The 15,111-nt window shown below is 37.4% G+C and carries 16 protein-coding genes and 1 other annotated feature; of the genes, 14 read left to right on the top strand and 2 right to left on the bottom strand.

Annotated features, from left to right (window positions below; translation table 11 throughout):
* The first annotated feature begins 5 nt into the window (after positions 1-5).
* The 6 genes from ACQKNR_RS04640 to ACQKNR_RS04615 all read left to right on the top strand — a co-directional run bounded on the left by ACQKNR_RS04640 (position 6) and on the right by ACQKNR_RS04615 (position 5,953).
* A complete protein-coding gene (locus ACQKNR_RS04640; protein WP_427315686.1) occupies positions 6-1,151 on the top strand; it encodes a cysteine desulfurase family protein in 1,146 nt (381 codons plus the stop codon).
* Between the two features lie 16 nt (positions 1,152-1,167).
* Positions 1,168-2,283 carry a tRNA 2-thiouridine(34) synthase MnmA gene (gene mnmA / locus ACQKNR_RS04635; RefSeq protein ID WP_427315684.1) on the top strand — a complete coding sequence of 372 codons (1,116 nt, stop codon included), beginning with the start codon at positions 1,168-1,170 and terminating at the stop codon, positions 2,281-2,283.
* A gap of 110 nt (positions 2,284-2,393) precedes the next feature.
* Complete coding sequence (locus tag ACQKNR_RS04630) at positions 2,394-3,053, top strand: tetratricopeptide repeat protein (protein ID WP_427315682.1); 660 nt, start codon at positions 2,394-2,396, stop codon at positions 3,051-3,053.
* A 101-nt stretch (positions 3,054-3,154) separates the two neighbouring features.
* Positions 3,155-5,491, top strand: a complete 2,337-nt coding sequence (gene recD2 / locus ACQKNR_RS04625) for an SF1B family DNA helicase RecD2 (RefSeq protein ID WP_427315680.1) — start codon at positions 3,155-3,157, stop codon at positions 5,489-5,491.
* A gap of 126 nt (positions 5,492-5,617) precedes the next feature.
* A complete protein-coding gene (locus tag ACQKNR_RS04620) occupies positions 5,618-5,806 on the top strand; it encodes a hypothetical protein (RefSeq protein WP_000490499.1) in 189 nt (62 codons plus the stop codon).
* Between the two features lie 18 nt (positions 5,807-5,824).
* The gene (locus ACQKNR_RS04615; RefSeq protein ID WP_001053552.1) at positions 5,825-5,953 is read left to right on the top strand and encodes a YrzQ family protein; all 129 of its coding nucleotides are present in this window, start codon (positions 5,825-5,827) and stop codon (positions 5,951-5,953) included.
* Between the two features lie 46 nt (positions 5,954-5,999).
* Here the strand turns inward: ACQKNR_RS04615 and ACQKNR_RS04610 are convergent, their stop codons facing one another.
* On the bottom strand, positions 6,000-6,212 hold the full coding sequence (locus tag ACQKNR_RS04610) for a hypothetical protein (protein WP_427315678.1): 213 nt from the start codon (positions 6,210-6,212) through the stop codon (positions 6,000-6,002).
* A gap of 176 nt (positions 6,213-6,388) precedes the next feature.
* Here ACQKNR_RS04610 and ACQKNR_RS04605 point away from each other — a divergent pair, with 176 nt between their 5' ends.
* Entirely contained in the window at positions 6,389-7,456 is a 1,068-nt protein-coding gene (locus tag ACQKNR_RS04605) for an AI-2E family transporter (RefSeq protein ID WP_427315676.1), read from the top strand.
* Between the two features lie 44 nt (positions 7,457-7,500).
* Here the strand turns inward: ACQKNR_RS04605 and ACQKNR_RS04600 are convergent, their stop codons facing one another.
* Positions 7,501-7,845, bottom strand: coding sequence for a PH domain-containing protein (locus tag ACQKNR_RS04600; protein WP_427315674.1), 345 nt, complete (start codon positions 7,843-7,845; stop codon positions 7,501-7,503).
* A 237-nt stretch (positions 7,846-8,082) separates the two neighbouring features.
* Positions 8,083-8,301, top strand: a binding site (T-box leader).
* Between the two features lie 40 nt (positions 8,302-8,341).
* Between ACQKNR_RS04600 and alaS the strand changes: the two genes are divergently transcribed.
* The 7 genes from alaS to ACQKNR_RS04565 all read left to right on the top strand — a co-directional run bounded on the left by alaS (position 8,342) and on the right by ACQKNR_RS04565 (position 15,111).
* A complete protein-coding gene (gene alaS / locus ACQKNR_RS04595; protein ID WP_427315672.1) occupies positions 8,342-10,984 on the top strand; it encodes an alanine--tRNA ligase in 2,643 nt (880 codons plus the stop codon).
* A gap of 76 nt (positions 10,985-11,060) precedes the next feature.
* Entirely contained in the window at positions 11,061-11,327 is a 267-nt protein-coding gene (locus ACQKNR_RS04590; RefSeq protein WP_000348590.1) for an IreB family regulatory phosphoprotein, read from the top strand.
* 3 nt (positions 11,328-11,330) lie between these two features.
* Positions 11,331-11,744, top strand: coding sequence for a Holliday junction resolvase RuvX (gene ruvX / locus ACQKNR_RS04585; protein WP_001221197.1), 414 nt, complete (start codon positions 11,331-11,333; stop codon positions 11,742-11,744).
* Positions 11,745-11,756: 12 nt separating this feature from the next.
* Positions 11,757-12,035 (top strand): DUF1292 domain-containing protein, encoded by a 279-nt coding sequence (locus tag ACQKNR_RS04580; protein ID WP_098945906.1) that lies wholly within the window; start codon positions 11,757-11,759, stop codon positions 12,033-12,035.
* Positions 12,036-12,258: 223 nt separating this feature from the next.
* The gene (gene mltG, locus ACQKNR_RS04575) at positions 12,259-13,329 is read left to right on the top strand and encodes an endolytic transglycosylase MltG (protein WP_427315670.1); all 1,071 of its coding nucleotides are present in this window, start codon (positions 12,259-12,261) and stop codon (positions 13,327-13,329) included.
* 203 nt (positions 13,330-13,532) lie between these two features.
* Complete coding sequence (locus ACQKNR_RS04570; RefSeq protein ID WP_427315668.1) at positions 13,533-14,174, top strand: O-methyltransferase; 642 nt, start codon at positions 13,533-13,535, stop codon at positions 14,172-14,174.
* A gap of 7 nt (positions 14,175-14,181) precedes the next feature.
* A complete protein-coding gene (locus ACQKNR_RS04565; RefSeq protein WP_427315666.1) occupies positions 14,182-15,111 on the top strand; it encodes a peptidase U32 family protein in 930 nt (309 codons plus the stop codon).

Genomic DNA, 15,111 nt, shown 5'->3' with positions numbered 1-15,111 from the left:
ATTTAATGGAACGCATTTACTTAGATCATGCTGCGACATCTCCGACTCACCCAGAAGTGGTCGAAAAGATGATTCCATATATGACAGAAGTATTTGGAAACCCGTCTAGTATTCACTTTTATGGACGTCAAGCGCGTCATGCAGTAGATGAGGCGAGACGCGTGTGTGCAAGAAGCATTCATGCTAACCCGAATGAAATTATATTCACGAGCGGTGGTACAGAAGCTGATAATTTAGCGCTTATAGGTGTGGCACGTGCCAACCGTCATAAAGGTAATCACATTATAACAACACAAATTGAACATCATGCGATTTTGCATACGTGTGAATTGCTAGAGCGTGAAGGGTTTGAAGTGACCTATTTACCTGTAGATGAAACGGGGCGTGTTCAAGTTTCTGACATACAAAAGGCATTAACAGAAGAAACAATTCTTGTATCTATTATGTTTGGGAATAATGAAGTAGGGACGATGCAATCAATTGCGGAAATAGGAAAGCTGCTAAAAGAGCATCCAGCTTATTTCCATACAGATGCGGTACAAGCTTACGGTTTAGTAGAAATAGATGTGAAAGAATTTGGTATTGATTTATTATCGATTTCAGCTCATAAAATTAACGGACCAAAAGGTGTAGGGTTCCTATACGCTGGTGCAAATGTGAAATTTGAACCGTTATTAACGGGCGGAGAGCAAGAAAGAAAACGTCGTGCTGGTACTGAAAATGTACCTAGTATTGCTGGACTTCAGCATGCAATTCTTTTAGCTGAAAAAACTCGTGAGCAAAAAAATGCCCAATATGAAGAGTTTAAAGATATAATGGTATCTGTCTTCAAAAATGAAGGCATTACTTTCGAGGTAAACGGAAGCTTGGAATATCGTTTACCACATGTGTTGAATATAAGTTTTACAGGAATGAATATTGAACCATTCCTTGTGAACTTAGACTTAGCTGGCATTGCAGTATCAAGTGGTTCTGCTTGTACAGCTGGTTCGATTGATCCATCACATGTATTAGTGGCGATGTTCGGAAAAGACTCCGATCAAATACGTTCATCCGTACGCTTTAGTTTTGGTCTTGGAAATACGAAAGAGCAAATTGAAAAAGCGGCGTACGAAACAGTGAAAATCGTGAAGCGATTAACACAAAATTAGCATGGGAGGTGACATGATGAACAAACTACCTCACGAAACACGCGTTGTCATCGGGATGTCCGGTGGCGTCGATTCATCTGTAGCAGCTCTTTTATTAAAAGAGCAAGGTTATGATGTAATCGGAATTTTTATGAAAAACTGGGATGATACAGATGAGAATGGTGTCTGCACAGCAACGGAAGATTACAATGACGTAATTGAAGTGTGTAACCAAATCGGTATTCCGTATTATGCAGTAAACTTTGAAAAACAATACTGGGATAAAGTATTTACGTACTTTTTAGATGAGTACCGAGCTGGTCGTACACCAAACCCAGATGTAATGTGTAATAAAGAAATTAAATTTAAAGCATTTTTAGAGCATGCAATTGCGCTTGGTGCTGATTATGTAGCGACAGGCCATTATGCACGCGTTGCTTATATGGACGGCGAATATAAAATGCTTCGCGGTGTTGATGACAATAAAGACCAGACGTATTTCTTAAATCAATTAAGCCAAGAGCAATTATCAAAAACAATGTTCCCGTTAGGTGAATTAAAGAAACCACAAATTCGTGAAATGGCGAAAGAAGCTGGTTTAGCGACAGCGGCGAAAAAAGATAGTACTGGTATTTGCTTCATTGGTGAGCGTAACTTTAAAGATTTCTTAAGTAATTATTTACCAGCGCAACCAGGTGTGATGCAAACGTTATCTGGTGAAGTGAAAGGAAAGCATGACGGTTTAATGTATTATACAATTGGACAACGTCATGGCCTTGGTATTGGTGGTAACGGTGATCCATGGTTTGCTGTTGGGAAAAACTTGAAAGGAAACATTTTATATGTTGATCAAGGATTCCATAACGAACTTTTATATGGTGATGAAGTTATTGCTACGAATGTCGGCTGGGTAAGTAATGAAGCGAAAGAAAAAGAATTTAAGTGCACAGCGAAATTCCGTTATCGTCAAGAAGACAATAAAGTAACGGTTCAAATCGTTGATGAAAATACAGTTCGTATTCTTTGTGACGAGCCAATTCGTGCAATTACACCAGGACAAGCAGTTGTCTTCTATGATGGAGATGAGTGCTTAGGCGGTGCTACAATTGATGAAGTATACCGTAGTGGTAAGAAATTGGATTATTTAGGATAAAACGAGAAGCCTCTGCCGATTAGCGGTTAGAGGTTTCTTTTACATAAGGCGAATTTTCGTTCGCTTGGAAAATACATTCTTTGTTATAATTTGTTGTAGAGGTGAAGGGCATGTCAAACAAACTTGAAACAGGTATTCAATATATGCAAGAAGGAAACTGGGAAGAAGCAGCAAAAAAATTTACGGAAGCAATCGAAGAAAGTCCGAAAGATCCGCTTGGATACATTAATTTTGCGAATTTATTAGATGTACTAGGTGATAGTGAGCGAGCAATTTTATTTTATAAGCGTGCATTAGAGTTAGATGATAAATCTGCGGCTGCTTATTATGGATTAGGAAACGTATATTACGGTCAAGAGCAATTTGCAGAGGCGAAAGCTGTATTTGAACAAGCGATGCAAGCTGGCTTACAATCGGCTGATGTAACATTTATGCTAGGTATCACGCATGTGCAGCTTGGAAATGATCGTCTTGCACTGCCGTTTTTACAAAGAGCAACAGAATTGGATGACGCAGATGTAGAAGCTGTATTCCAATGTGGACTTTGCTTCGCACGACTAGAACATATCCAAGAGGCAAAACCTTATTTTGAAAAGGTATTAGAAATGGATGAGGAGCATGCAGATGCGTATTATAATTTAGGTGTTGCGTACGTATTTGAAGAAAATAACGAGAAAGCTCTTGCCTTATTTAAGAAAGCAACTGAAATTCAACCAGACCACTTTTTAGCTGGTAATGGTATTCGTTTATTAGAGCAAGAAGCTGAATAAGACGAAAATATAGGTTAATGGGTAGTTATCCCTCATCTAAAGAAAAGAGGTGGGGGATGTACTGCTCATTAAAGTGAAAAGAGTCGGAAAGGAGAGGAAAGATGGGAAATCAACATGCAATGGATTTGTTTGAGGAAGAGAAAAAATTTATTAAAGCGCAAGTTCTTCATACCATTTTCCACAACGAAGAAAACCTCTATTCCGTTGTCAGTATGAAAGTCATTGAAACGAATGAAACGTACGATGAAAAAAAAGTAATGATAAACGGTCATTTTCCCCGCATGCATGAAGATGAAGTGTTTACATTGACAGGTCATTTTAAAGATCATCCAAAGTATGGAAAACAATATTTGGTTGAAACATTTAAAAAAGAATTGCCGCAAACAAAAGCAGGCATGGTGCAATATTTAGCGAGTGATTTATTTAAAGGGATAGGAAAGCGTACAGCTGAAAAAATTGTGGACCATCTCGGGGAACATGCTATTTCTAAAATTATGGATGACCCTGATGCGTTAAATGGTGTTGTTAATAAGCAAAAAGCACAGGAAATATATGAGACAATTGTTGAGCATCAAGGGTTAGAGAAAGTAATGAGCTTTTTAAATGGTTACGGTTTTGGAACGAAGCTTTCTATTAAAATTTATCAGCAATATAAAGAGATGACATTAGAAGTGATTCGTAATAATCCATATCAACTTATTGAAGAGGTTGATGGAATTGGGTTTGGAAGAGCGGATGATATAGGGCGTGCGTTAGGGATATCGGGTAATCACGATGATCGTGTACGTGCGGGATGTTTTTATACGTTAGAGAATGTTTCATTGCAACTCGGTCATGTTTATATGGGAAAAGATCAACTTGTAAGAGAAACGATGTCACTTTTGAACAATCAAGAAGGAAGAGTGACTGAGGAAGATATTATAGGTTGTATTGAAATGATGCAAAGTGAAGGGAAAGTCATCATAGAAGAAGAACGAGTGTATTTAGCATCGTTGTTCTACTCTGAAAAAGGTGTTGTAAAGTCTATTCGTCGACTTATGAATCAAGAAGAAACACCTTCATTTCCTGAAGCAGAAGTGTTAAAAACATTAGGTGAAATTGAAGAGCAGCTGAATGTACAGTATGCACCACTTCAGCAAGAAGCAATTCAAACGGCACTTCATAAGCCGATGATGTTATTAACGGGTGGGCCAGGAACAGGAAAAACAACTGTTATTAAAGGAATTGTTGAAATGTATGCATCATTGCACGGATTATCGTTAAATCCGAATGAATATAGTGATGATAATCCATTTCCAATATTATTAACGGCTCCAACAGGAAGAGCTGCGAAGCGAATGAGTGAATCAACAGGACTTCCGGCTTGCACCATTCATCGTTTGCTTGGCTGGACACCAGAAGGCTCTTTCCAGCGTAATGAAACGGATCCGGTTCAAGGAAAGTTACTCATTATTGATGAGTTTTCGATGGTTGATATTTGGCTTGCAAATCAGCTATTCAAGTCACTGCCGACGAACATTCAAGTTATCGTTGTAGGTGATGAAGATCAGTTGCCATCTGTAGGGCCTGGACAAGTGTTAAAAGATTTATTAAATGCAGGTGCAGTTCCGACAGTAAAGCTCACAGAAATTTATCGTCAAGCGGAAGGTTCATCTGTTATTCAACTTGCCCATGCAATAAAAGACGGCACGCTTCCGCCAGATTTAGCACAAAATAAAAAAGATCGTTCATTTATCAGCTGTACAGGGGCTCAAATTGTTGAGGTTGTAAAAAAGGTTTGTGAAAATGCTAAGACAAAAGGCTTTAGTGCAAGAGATGTACAAGTATTGGCACCGATGTACCGCGGGCCTGCTGGTATCAATGTGCTGAATGAAGCGTTGCAACAAGTATTTAATCCGAAAAGAGAAAAGAGTAAAGAAATTGCTTACGGTGATGTTGTATACCGAAGAGGTGACAAAGTACTGCAACTCGTCAATCAGCCAGAGAGCCAAGTGTTTAATGGTGATATCGGGGAAATTGTTTCGGTGTTTTATGCGAAAGAAAATGTTGAACAACAAGATATGATTATCGTTTCATTTGATGGAATTGAAGTCACGTATACAAAGCCGGATTTAAATCAAATTACACATGCATATTGCTGTTCGATTCATAAATCACAAGGTAGTGAATTTCCGATTGTTATTATGCCGATTGTAAAAAGTTACAACCGTATGTTACGTCGTAATTTAATTTACACTGGCATTACAAGAAGTAAGAAGTTCCTTATTATTTGCGGGGAGGAAGCGGCTTTCCAGTCCGGTGTAAATCGCCTTGATGATGCAATGCGTCAAACGACTTTAGCTAGTCGCTTGCAAGAATCGCAAGGAGAAGTGCAGATGGTAACGGTTAATGGTGAAGAAATGGACGTGGAAAACATTTCACCGTATGATTTTATGTAACAAGGTGAAATTATATAGTGAAACTTTCAAACGTATAACGTTGAAAGGCTCTAGCATGTATAAATGAATGCAGTTTGGACATAATGGCGAATAGAATCTGGGAGACTGTAAGGAGATGAAAGCCATATGTTCAGTTGTCCAAATTGCAAAGGGAAAGACATTGGAAAAATAGGTGTCAACCAATTTTACTGCTGGAATTGTTATATCGAATTATCGGTTTCAAAGGGGAAAATCCATACGCATCAAGTAGAGGAAGATGGTTCGTTAAGCTCTCTTGATGATTTATTTGATGAGAACGAAAGAACGATCGGATAACGAAAAGGGGGATTTACTTTGAATCTACGCAATTCATTAATCGCATTAGGTGTTGGAGCTGCAGCATATCAATATGCTCGTAAGCAAGATGTATTTTCAAAACGCAATATAAAAAAGGCGCGTAAGATGATTAAGTCTTATTTATAATCATTTCGATAAAGTGAAAAACTCCCTTATTGATGAGGGAGTTTTTTTACGTGCCCATATGCAAATAAAAAAGTCCGATTTCCGAGAAAAGATAAGATAGACCGTAACATCCGACGCCAAGCATTCCATAATGCCATAATTGCTTCGCTCGTTCTTTTCGTGAGGAACGAATAAAGAAACCTTTCCAAATACCACATCCGATACAAATCCATTCAAGAATCATAAAAAGTGCAGATAATATAAGCATAAATAAGACCATTATTAGCCCTCCTGATTATATTTTTATGTTTTGCATTCTCAGGGGTGGTTGTCCTTATTATGTTAAATATATGTACGTCTTTAAAAAACAGTATGGTCTGTATGAAAAGATTTTAAAAGTTTTGCACATAACCTACCCTATTTATTTTCAAAATAAAGGTGGAGGAGGTTTTTCGTGTGAAGAATCTTAAAATCATTTGGATATATCGTTTAGGGTTATTGTTACTTGTTTTTCTTTGTTTGCTTGTCTTTTTAAAAATTAAGCCGCTATGGGCACCGATTATTTTTGTATTTAAAGTCGCAATCACACCGTTTCTTATTGCGTGTTTTATTGCTTATTTATTGCATCCTTTAATTGAAAAAATTCATAAAGAGGGAATGCCTCGTACGCTTGCTATTTTGCTCATTTACATTCTATTCTTTGGCGGAATTGGTTATGGGATTTATAAAGGAATACCAGTTGTTATTAAGCAGTTACAAGAAATTAATGAACAGTTTCCGCAACTTACAAAAATGTACGATTCTTGGATGGATGGCGTTACAGAACAAACAGCGAATTTCCCATCGTTTATTCATGAAAAGGTGAAACAAATTTTTGTTGGTGTAGAAATGAAGATTCAAGCTCTTTTAAATAAAGTGATGAGTACAGCTCGTGGTGTGCTGGATTCATTGCTCATTATTTTCTTAATTCCGTTCATTGTATTTTACATATTAAAAGATTACGGTGAGTTTTATCATATCTTTTGGAAACTAGTCCCAAGTAAATGGCGAAGTACGGGGCAAATGCTTGCGAAAGAAATTGATAAGTCACTTGGAAGTTATATTCGAGGACAGTTGTTTGTTTGCTTAGTATTAGGAGGGGTATCTGCTCTTTCTTTTTGGTTTATCGGTATGAAATATCCATTACTGCTTGGCATTATTATTGGGGTGACGGATATAATCCCATACTTCGGTCCTATTTTAGGAGCGATTCCGACATTAATGATTGCAGCAACGGTATCAACGAGTTTACTCGTTAAGGCGGGAATTACGATTGCGATTTTGCAATTCGTTGAAAGTAATATTTTATCTCCTTATATCGTAGGTAAGTCGCTTCGTATGCATCCTGTTATTATTATGCTTGCATTACTAGTAGGGGGAGAAGTTGCAGGAATTGTAGGGTTATTAATATCAGTTCCGATTTTAGCGGTTATTCGTACAGTCATTGTTCATGTAAGACCTCTGTGGAAAAAAGAAGATGTGTAAATACGGAAGCCCTCTATTTACGAAATAGAGGGCTAATCATATATTTATTTAGAGAGTTGCTCGTGTATCTTTTGAACGAGGGAGCTCACATCATTTGTTTGAATATGTTTTATTTTTTTCCATTCTGTATCATACATAAATACAATTTGATTACTGAAAAGACGTTTCTGTTCTTTTAGGTTAGAAATTTTTGCGAAAGAGTACTCTTCAAATATTGGATTCTGACTTACATCTGGTCCGTAAAAAAAGAGCCTTTTGTTCGTTAAAATTAACAGTCCTGGCCTTGCGATGGAACGATATATAAATATATCTAGTGAACATGCTGCGTAAAACAATATTGTTTCGTCAGTTGTTAATATATTTTTAGCTTTGTTCAATAAGGTTGTCATAGTGATCGCTCCTTTAGTGTTAATAATTCAATTATAACAAATGATGTAATATTTAGAAAAATGTATAGAGATATTTTTATGAGGATATTCCCATTTAGTAATAAATGCATAATATATTGAAAGGCTGTTAAGAATGAATAGTAGAATAACTATGGTTAATAAGCAATTGATACAATATAAATGATTATCTACATTGACAAACTTAAGAGAATTCTATTATATTTAGTCATATAATACATTAAATCAATGACGGAACAAGTACGTTACAGTCCATTTGTAGAGAGAAGCTTCCACTGGCTGAAAGAAGCTTTAAATGAAGGGTAACAGAAAGCTAATCCTGAGAGCAGCTAATCACTGCCGTCTTGCCACGTTACGGCACCATGAGGTGATGAATTGATTGTTATTATAATCAATTCATAATTAGGGTGGTATCGCGAGTTAACTCTCGTCCCTTTTATAGGGGCGGGAGTTTTTTATATTTAAGGAGGAAAATACAATGAAACAACTAACAGGCGCACAAATTCGTCAAATGTTTTTAGACTTTTTCCAAGAAAAAGGACATGCAGTAGAACCTAGTGCATCACTAGTTCCACATGAAGATCCATCTCTTCTATGGATTAATAGTGGTGTAGCAACATTAAAAAAATATTTTGATGGCCGTGTAATCCCGCAAAACCCACGTATTACAAATGCACAAAAATCAATTCGTACAAACGATATTGAAAACGTTGGGAAAACAGCTCGTCATCATACATTCTTTGAAATGTTAGGGAACTTCTCAATCGGTGATTACTTCAAAGAAGAAGCAATTACTTGGGCTTGGGAATTCTTAACGAGCGACAAATGGATCGGATTCGATAAAGAATTACTATCAGTTACAATCCATCCAGAAGATGAAGAAGCATTCACAATTTGGAATGAGAAAATGGGTGTTCCAAAAGAGCGCATCATCCGTTTAGAAGAAAACTTCTGGGATATCGGTGAAGGACCAAGTGGACCGAATACAGAGATTTTCTATGACCGCGGGGAAGCTTACGGTAATGACTTTAGTGACCCAGAATTATATCCAGGCGGAGAAAACGAGCGTTACTTAGAAGTATGGAACCTTGTATTCTCTCAATTTAACCATAATCCAGACGGTTCATATACGCCGCTTCCTAAGAAAAACATCGATACAGGGATGGGTCTAGAGCGTATGACATCTATCGTTCAAGATGTGCCTACAAACTTTGATACAGACCTATTCATGCCGATGATTGGTGCAACAGAAACAATTTCTGGTGAGAAGTATCGCAATGGTGACTTAGAAAAAGATATGGCGTTTAAAGTAATTGCTGACCACATCCGTACAGTAACATTCGCTGTTGGTGACGGTGCTCTTCCATCTAACGAAGGCCGTGGTTATGTATTACGTCGTTTATTACGCCGCGCTGTTCGTTATTCGAAGAAATTAAACATCAACCGTCCATTCATGTTTGAATTAGTACCGGTTGTTGGAGAAGTAATGAAAGACTTCTATCCAGAAGTACTTGAAAAGAAAGATTTCATCGCAAAAGTTGTGAAAAACGAAGAAGAGCGTTTCCATGAAACACTTCATGATGGTGAAGCAATTTTAGCTGAAGTAATTGCAAAAGCGAAAGAAGAAAAAACAACTGTTATTTCTGGCGTAGATGCGTTCCGTCTATATGACACATACGGTTTCCCAATTGAATTAACAGAAGAATATGCAGAAGAAGCTGGTATGACAGTTGATCATGAAGGCTTTGAAAATGAAATGGAAAAACAACGTGAGCGCGCACGTGCTGCTCGTCAAGACGTTGATTCTATGCAAGTTCAAGGTGGTGTCCTTGGAGAAGTTAAAGTAGCAAGTGAATTCGTTGGTTACGGTACAGTTGCAACAGAAAGTAACGTTGTTGCACTTGTGAAAAACGGTGAATACACAGATAGCTTACAAGCTGGTGAAGAAGGACAATTAATGCTTGATGTAACACCATTCTATGCTGAGAGCGGTGGACAAATTGCAGACCGTGGTTACCTTCTCGCTGACGGTGTAAAAGTTCTTGTGAAAGACGTACAAAAGGCACCAAACGGCCAAAACTTACACAAAGTAGCTGTAGAAGAAGGTACATTAACGAAAGATGCGGCTGTGAAAGCTATTATTGATACAAAGAATCGTAGTAGCGTTGTGAAAAATCATACAGCAACTCACTTACTACACCAAGCATTAAAAGACGTACTTGGAACGCATGTTAACCAAGCTGGTTCTCTTGTAACTTCTGAACGTTTACGTTTTGACTTCTCTCACTTCGGTCAAGTACAAGCTGACGAATTAGAAAAAATTGAGCGTATCGTAAACGAGAAAATTTGGGAAAGTATTGATGTTGAGATTTCTCAAAAAGCAATCGAAGAAGCGAAAGAAATGGGCGCAATGGCATTATTCGGTGAAAAATACGGAGATGTTGTACGCGTTGTACAAGTAGGTGATTACAGCTTGGAGCTTTGTGGTGGTTGTCACGTTGATAACACAGCTTCTATCGGTATTTTCAAAATTGTTGCTGAGTCTGGTATCGGTGCAGGAACGCGTCGTATTGAGGCGGTAACTGGTAAGTCTGCATACGAATTAATGAACGATCAAGTAGGTTTATTAAAAGAAGCAGCAGGAAAAATGAAAACAAATCCGAAAGATATTTTAACAAGAGTTGATGGTTTATTTGCTGAAGTAAAACAACTTCAAAAAGAAAATGAATCTCTTGCTGCAAAATTAAGCAATATCGAAGCTGGAAACTTAACGGATTCAGTCATGACAGTTGATGGCGTAAACGTATTAGCAGCGAAAGTAAATGTTGCAGATATGAACAACTTACGTACAATGATGGATGACCTTAAAAATAAATTAGAGTCAGCAGTTGTTGTATTAGCATCTGTAAATGATGATAAAGTGAATATTTTAGCAGGCGTAACGAAAGACTTAATTAGTCAAGGTTACCATGCTGGTAAACTTGTGAAAGAAGTAGCTTCTCGTTGTGGCGGCGGCGGTGGCGGCCGTCCTGATATGGCGCAAGCAGGCGGTAAAAACCCAGCTCAAGTTGAAGAAGCTTTAGCATTTGTACAAGAGTACGTTAAATCTGTTTCAAAATAAAGAGATAGTAGTGTACAATGGTAGGGAGAGGAGAAGTTCTTCTCCCTATACTTACTATATAAGTGAGGTGCTTGAAATGGACGGTTTTGATAAAACAATGAAGTTTAGCATTCAAGATGAAAAACAGAGTGTCCATGTAAATGATGTACTTTTAACTGTGTATGATGCACTTCAAGAAAAAGGCTATAATCCGATTAACCAAATCGTCGGTTATTTATTAAGTGGAGACCCAGCATACATACCTCGCCATAAAGATGCTCGAAGCATCATTCGCAAGCTTGAGCGTGATGAGTTAATTGAAGAGCTTGTGAAGTCTTACTTGAAACATCATCGTGAGGAGTAGTTTATGCGGATATTAGGTTTAGATGTTGGTACAAAAACAGTCGGCGTTGCAATTAGCGATGAAATGGGCTGGACAGCACAAGGACTGGAAACAATCAAGATTAACGAAGAACGAGGTCAATTTGGTTTTGATCGTATTTCTGAGTTAGTAAAACAGTACGATGTGGACAAAATAGTAGTAGGTTTACCTAAAAATATGAATGGTACAATTGGCCCGCGTGGTGAAGCTTGCCAACAATTTGCAGAAAACCTACGAGAGCTGTTACAATTAGACGTTGTAATGTGGGACGAGCGTTTGTCAACAATGGCAGCGGAACGTCTACTCATTTCAGCTGACGTAAGTCGTAAGAAGCGAAAACAGGTAATCGACAAGATGGCTGCAGTCGTAATCTTACAAGGATTTTTAGATAGTAAATAAGAGGTGACCAAAATGGAAGAAAATCAAATTACAATTGTAGACGAAAAAGGTAACGAACATTTATGTGAAATTATTTTCACTTTTGATGCTGAAAAATTTGGCAAAAAATCATACGTAGTCTTCTCTCCAATCGGTGAAGTAGACGAAGATGGAGACCAAATTTATGATGCAATGGCTTATGAGCAAAATGAAGAAGAGGGCGGAACTTTACTTCCAATCGAATCTGAAGAAGAGTGGGAAATGGTACAAGAAATGTTCAACACTCTTGCTGATGAGCAAGATGCAGAATAATAAGTACTGAAAAGATGGACGACATACAGTCCATCTTTTTTTGTATTTATATGTAAAATGAAAGATTTTTTGTCGAAACTACGCAATCCTTTGTAGTATAATGAGACGGATTGTAGAAAAATAAAATGGCTATTAAAAGAGCTAAGCGGATTTGTTGTGGTTTTCCATCATGCTGTATAGAAACATATACATATGGTCTACAATTGAATAAGGAGGAAGAGTTTTGGTAGAGAATCAAGTGAAAAAGAAGCGTAGACGCATTTTTTTATTTTCGATTATTGCACTGCTCTTAGTTTGTGGTTCAGTCTATGCGTATATTTCATCGGCGTTAGGGCCGGTTGATAGCGGGAATAAAAAAGAGATTGAAGTAGAGATTCCTAAGGGTTCCTCTACAAGTAAAATTGGTGAGATTTTAGAAGAAAAAGGTGCTGTGAAAAACGGTACAGTCTTTAGTTTTTATGCAAAAGCTAAATCGAAAAATTTACAAGCTGGTACATATTTATTAAATCCTTCCATGGGTGCTGAAGATGTCATGGAACAAATGTCATCTGGTAATGTACATCGTCCAGCTCTTTATAAAGTGACGATAAAAGAAGGAGCACAAGTAACCGAAATTGCAGAAGCGATTGCGGCAGAATTAAAGTGGAATAAAGATGATGTTGTGCGTCAATTAAACGATAAAGCATTCGTTCAAAAAATGCAGCAAAAGTATCCGAAGTTATTAACGGATAAAATCTTTGATAGCAATATTAAATATCCATTAGAAGGTTACTTATATCCTGCGACATATTCGTTCTATAAGAAAGATACGACGTTAGAGGAAATTGTAATTCCAATGCTTGATAAAACGAACGCAATCATTGTTCAAAACGAGGCGAAAATAAAAGCAAAGAACTGGGATGTTCACCAGCTTTTAACATTGTCTTCACTTATTGAAGAAGAGGCAACTGGTTTTACAGATCGCCAAAAGATATCTAGTGTCTTCTATAATCGTTTAGCAAAAGGTATGCCGCTTCAAACGGATCCAACGGTATTATACGCACTTGGAAAGCATAAACAACGTGTATTATACGAAGATTTAAAGGTAAACTCACCGTACAATACGTATGTTGTGAAAGGATTGCCAGTAGGGCCGATTGCGAACTCGGGTAAACATTCAGTGGAAGCTGCGTTAGAACCTGCACAAACAGATTATTATTATTTCTTAGCTGCACCAAGTGGTGAAGTGTACTATGCGAAAACATTGGAAGAGCATAATGCATTAAAGCAAAAATATATTACGAAAAAACAGTGAAATGGGGAGGGATAGCGAAAAAGGTCGCACATCCCTCTTTTTTGTGGTAAAATATATCGGGTTAAAAACTGGCAGAAGAATCGTTTTTAATATCAAAACGGGACGTACAAGCTAAGGGTGAAGCTGGCTTGTATTTTTATTGCATTCTATGTGTGAAAAGACGTCATAGAGGCACTTCTCCATGTAAATAAGGAGGACCATTTATGGAGGATGCAGTTAACGAGTACCTATTATCATTTATTGATCCAAAAGATAAATTAATTCTTGAAATGGAAGAATATGCAACAGAAAATCATGTGCCGATTATGGATCGACTTGGAATGGAATTTATGCTGCAATTTTTACGTTTAATTGGACCAAAAAGCATTTTAGAGCTTGGTACAGCAATTGGCTATTCTAGTATTCGTATGATGCAAGCTATTCCAAATTCACGTATTGTGACAGTTGAGCGCAATCGTGATCGATATGAAAAAGCACTTGAATATATAGAACGTTCCCCAGTAAAAGAACGTATTGCAGTTATATACGGTGATGCGTTAGAGACGGGCGAACAAGTAAAAGAACACGGAACATTTGACGTTATTTTTATTGATGCAGCAAAAGGACAATATCGTCGCTTTTTTGACTTATATGAACCGTTATTAAATCCTGGTGGCGTAATTATTTCAGATAATGTTATGTACCATGGTCTTGTAACGACAAAAGAGAAAATTGAAAACAGACGTACACGTGGTTTAATCCGTCGTATTAAGACGTACAATGAATGGCTTATGAACCATGAAGGATATGATACAACGATTTTCCCAATTGGTGATGGAGTAGCTGTTAGTAAAAAGAGAGGGTGACCAAGGTATGAAGAAACCTGAATTGTTAGTAACGCCAAGAGCGGTGGCGGATATCGAACCTCTTGCGAAAGCAGGAGCAGATGCGGTAATGATCGGTGAGCAAAAGTTTGGTTTACGTTTAGCAGGGGAATTTTCACGTGAAGATGTAAAACAAGCTGTTAAAATTGCGCATGAAAATGGTGTGAAAGTATACGTAGCAATGAACGCTATGTTCCACAACGATAAAGTAGAAGAATTAACAGATTACGTTGCATTTTTAAACGAATTACATGTAGATGCAATTGTCTTCGGAGATCCAGCGGTATTAATGGCTGTTCGTGAAGTAGCGCCAAATATGCAGTTGCACTGGAATACAGAAACAACAGCAACAAACTGGTTCACTTGTAACTATTGGGGTCAAAGGGGGGCGAAGCGCGCTGTATTAGCTCGTGAGCTTAGCTTAGATGAAATTGTTGATTTAAAAGAAAATGCTGAAGTGGAACTTGAAGTACAAATTCACGGTATGACTTGTATGTTCCAATCGAAGCGTTCGTTAGTAGGAAACTACTTTGAGTATCAAGGACGTAATCTTGATATTGAAAAGAAAAAATATGAAGAGAATATGTTTTTATATGACCCAGAGCGTAACAATAAATATCCAATCTATGAAGATGAAAATGGTACTCACATTATGAGTCCGAACGATATTTGTTTCATCGATGAATTAGAGGAACTAATCGATGCTGAAGTCGATAGCTTAAAAATCGATGGAGTACTAAAAAGCTCTGAATACATTATTGAAGTAACGAAGAAATATCGTCAAGCGATTGATTTATGTGTGGAAGATCGTGATGCGTATTATGACGTGAAAGATGATCTATATAAAGAAATAGAAGAAATGCAACCAGTAAATCGTCCGTTAGATACAGGATTCTTCTTTAAAGAAACGGTTTACTAA

The sequence above is a fragment of the Bacillus sp. NPDC094077 genome (assembly GCF_050279465.1).
Classification (GTDB): Bacteria; Bacillota; Bacilli; order Bacillales; family Bacillaceae_G; genus Bacillus_A.
This window is presented reverse-complemented; position numbering and strand designations above follow the sequence as displayed.